The organism is Kitasatospora sp. NPDC127121, from assembly GCF_042677305.1.
Classification (GTDB): domain Bacteria; phylum Actinomycetota; class Actinomycetes; order Streptomycetales; family Streptomycetaceae; genus Kitasatospora.
In genome coordinates, this window is record NZ_JBHXTQ010000161.1 from 1 (window position 1) to 3547 (window position 3547).

General features: G+C 75.8%; 3 protein-coding genes. 2 read left to right on the forward strand and 1 reads right to left on the reverse strand.

What is annotated here, in order from left to right; genetic code table 11:
• Positions 1-130: 130 nt before the first annotated feature.
• Positions 131-904 (reverse strand): SseB family protein, encoded by a 774-nt coding sequence (locus tag ACFVHI_RS37080; protein ID WP_363372883.1) that lies wholly within the window; start codon positions 902-904, stop codon positions 131-133.
• Between the two features lie 91 nt (positions 905-995).
• On the opposite strand from ACFVHI_RS37080, the gene ACFVHI_RS37085 reads away from it, so the two are divergent.
• The gene (locus ACFVHI_RS37085; protein WP_380346455.1) at positions 996-2219 is read left to right on the forward strand and encodes an alanine racemase; all 1224 of its coding nucleotides are present in this window, start codon (positions 996-998) and stop codon (positions 2217-2219) included.
• 292 nt (positions 2220-2511) lie between these two features.
• Positions 2512-3444: a lytic polysaccharide monooxygenase gene (locus ACFVHI_RS37090; RefSeq protein WP_380346457.1), complete on the forward strand. Its 933-nt coding sequence runs from the start codon at positions 2512-2514 to the stop codon at positions 3442-3444.
• Positions 3445-3547 lie beyond the last annotated feature (103 nt).

The window sequence follows — 3547 nt, forward strand, 5'->3', positions numbered from 1 at the left end:
CCCGGGATCCCGGGGGAGGCGCCGTCGCGGGGGGGGGCCGGCGCCGCGCCGCGCCCGGCCAACACGGCGGCCCCCCCCCCCAAGACCCCCGACGCACTTCCTACGGCTCTCTACCGCTTCCTAGCGCTCCCTACCGCCGGTAGAGCGGCTCCCCCGGCAGCTCCGCGCTCGCCGGCAGCACCGCGAGGTCCAGCCCCCGGTCCAGCCGCACCCGCAGCACCGGGTCGGCGGCCACCGCCCGCCCGACCCGCTGCACGGCCGCCTGCAGCCCGTCCTGGTCCAGCGCCGGATCGAACACCACCGCGAGCACCCCGTCCGAGCCCTCCGAGGCCGCCAGCAGCCCGGTGAGCACCTGCGGCTCGGCCGCCAGCAGCCCGCGGACCGCCTCGCGCACCTCCGGGTCCCGGGCCGGCGGCAGGAACGGGCGGTTCTCCGCGAGCGCCCGCAGCCGGGCACCGCTCAGCTGGAACGGCACCGGCCCGGCCGGGTCGACCAGCAGGGTGTCGGCGCGCTCGGAGAAGGCGACCATCGCGGCCTGCGGGGCCGCCGTCGGCGCCGGGCGGGCGTCGGCACGCCAGCGGGCGAGCGAGTCGAGCGAGGTGAAGGCCGGCAGCGCGCGGCGCCCGTCCGGGGCCTCCAGCACCGGGACGGCCATGTCGCTGGTCTTCTCGTGCTTGTGCCCGTGCGCGTCCACCTCGACCTCGCCGAGGATCGCGACGATCGGGACCATCAGCCGGGTGGGGGTCAGCGCAGCCAGCACCTCCGGCTCGGCCGCGCGGTCCTGCGACCAGCGGGCGAGGGCCTCGGCGAGCGCCGGGTCGGCGGTGCCGTCGTCGTCGGAGAAGCCGGGGTTCGGGATGCCCTTGCCGACGAACGCCGGGTTGGAGAAGTCTTTGCGGTCCACCCGCCCGACCCTATGCCACCGCGCGCGAGCCGCCCCATTTCCCTGCACGCGGGGCCTACCCACCGGTAGTGCGGTGTGGCACCCTGCGCCCATGGTGATCCTCGACGCACCCGCGACCGCCCCCACCCCGGTCTCCGACCGCCTCCGGTACGACCGGGCCACCGCGCACCTGGACGGGCCGGTGGCCGTCGTCGACCTCGCCGCCTTCGACGCCAACGCCGCCGACCTGGTGCGCCGGGCCGCCGGCAAGCCGGTCCGGGTGGCCAGCAAGTCGGTGCGCTGCCGGGCGCTGCTGGACCGCGCGCTGGCCGTGGACGGCTTCGCCGGGGTGATGAGCTACACCCTCGACGAGTCGCTCTGGCTGGCCCGTACCGGCGTGCGCGACGTCCTGCTCGCCTACCCCTCCGCCGACCGGTCCGGCTACACCGAGCTGACCGCCGATCCGGCGCTCGCCAACGAGGTCACCGTCGTCCTCGACGACCCCGCCCAGCTGGACCTGATCGACAAGGCCCGCGGCGGCGACGCCGAGGTCCGGGTCTGCCTGGAGCTGGACACCGCGCTGCACCTGCTCGGCGGGCGGGTCCGGGTGGGCGCCCGGCGCTCCCCGCTGCGCACCCCCGAGGACCTCGGCGCCTTCGCCGAACTCGTCCAGCACCGCCGGGGCTTCCGGGTGGTCGGCCTGATGGCCTACGAGGGGCACGTCGCCGGGGTGGGCGACCAGGTGCCCGGCCGGCCGCTGCGCTCGCAGCTGATCCGGCTGATGCAGGCCAGGGCCAGGACCGAACTGGCCGAGCGGCGGGCGGCCGTGGTCCGGCGGCTGCGGCGGGTGGCCGAGCTGGAGTTCGTCAACGGCGGCGGTACCGGCAGCGTGGAGTCCACCGTGGCCGAGCGCGCGGTCACCGAGGTCGCGGCGGGCTCCGGGCTCTACCTGCCCCGGCTGTTCGACAACTACCGCTCGTTCCAAGGCCGTCCGGCCGCGCTGTTCGGTCAGCCGGTGGTGCGCCGCCCCGGCGTCGGCGTGGTGACGGTGCTCGGCGGCGGCTACCCCGCCTCCGGCGCGGCCGGCCCGGACCGCTCGCCGGTGCCGTACCTGCCGCAGGGGCTGCGCTACGACCCGATGGAGGGCGCCGGGGAGGTGCAGACCCCGCTGCTCGGCGCGGCCGCGGACGACCTGCTGATCGGCGACCGGGTCTGGTTCCGGCATGCCAAGGCGGGCGAACTGTGCGAGCGCTTCACCGAACTGCGCCTGATCGAGGGCGACCGGATCGTCCGGACCGTCCCGACGTACCGGGGCGAGGGGAAGGCGTTCCTGTGACCGGCCTGCGGCCGACGGCGGCCTGACCGCCCGAACGGCCGTCCGACGACCTTTCCGGAGCCTTAAGCGGGCCCGATGGAACGCCTAACCCGGCCGTTCCGTCGGGCCTTTGCCCTGTTCGGGGGCCTACAGTCCGTCAGGAAGCGTGGCACGCACGACTATTGCCAGCTGGTCCAGACCAATCATACGCTCTGGCCAGGGGTCCGCGGTCCGGGCCGGCGGCCCCCGAACGGGCAGGCGTGTCCGCTCCCCCCACACCCGCCCGGAACGACGGTCAAGGAGTCCCCACCCCATGTCCATCAAGCGAAGTGCCCTGTCCGTCGGCGCGGTCGGCGCCGCGGCCCTCGCGGTGGCCGTTTCCACCGCAGGCACCGCCAGCGCCCACGGCACCATGACCAACCCGGTCAGCCGGGTCGCCGCCTGCTACGCCGAGGGCCCCGAGCACCCGGTGTCCCAGATCTGCAAGGACCTCGTCGCCGCGAGCGGCACCCAGCCGCTGTACGACTGGAACGAGGTCAACATCGCCAACGCGGCCGGCAACCACCAGGCGCTGATCCCGGACGGCAAGCTCTGCTCGGCCAACCGCGACAAGTACCAGGCCCTGGACTGGCCGCGCACCGACTGGCCGGCCACCGCCGTCAAGGCGGGCGCCTTCACCTTCCAGTTCCGCACCACCGCGCCCCACGTGGGCACCCAGACCGTCTACATCACCAAGCCGGGCTACGACCCCACCAAGCCGCTGAAGTGGTCGGACCTCGACCCGACGCCGGTCGCCCAGGTGCAGGTCGACCGCACCGCCACCAACGGCTTCTACACCTACGCCGGCACCCTGCCGCAGCGCACCGGCCGCCAGCTGCTGTACACGGTCTGGCAGCGCAGCGACAGCCCGGAGGCATTCTACAGCTGCTCCGACGTCGACTTCGGCGCGGCCACCGCGGCCACCGCGGCCGGCGCCCCGGCCGTCTCGGCGCTCACCGCGCAGGCCCCGGCCGCGCCCAGCGACGCGCAGATCGCGGCCGACGCACCCAAGTCCACGGTCGCCCACCACGGCCACGGCGGCGACCCCAACTCCCCGGCCGGCGCCGTGATCCCGACCGCCGCCGCGGCCGTCGGCACGTCGGCCACCGGCCCGCTGCTGCTGGCCGGCGCCGCCGCGATCAGCGTCGGCTGGGCCGGCATGGTGCTCCGGCGCCGTCGCGTCGAGGCTGTTCGACGCGACTCCTGACGCCGGACGCGGGGCCGGGGCGGCCAAACCCCCGTCCGGCCCGGTTCCGCGGCTCCACCCCGTCCGGAACGAACGGCGGCGGCCCACCCGGAGAGTGCTCTCC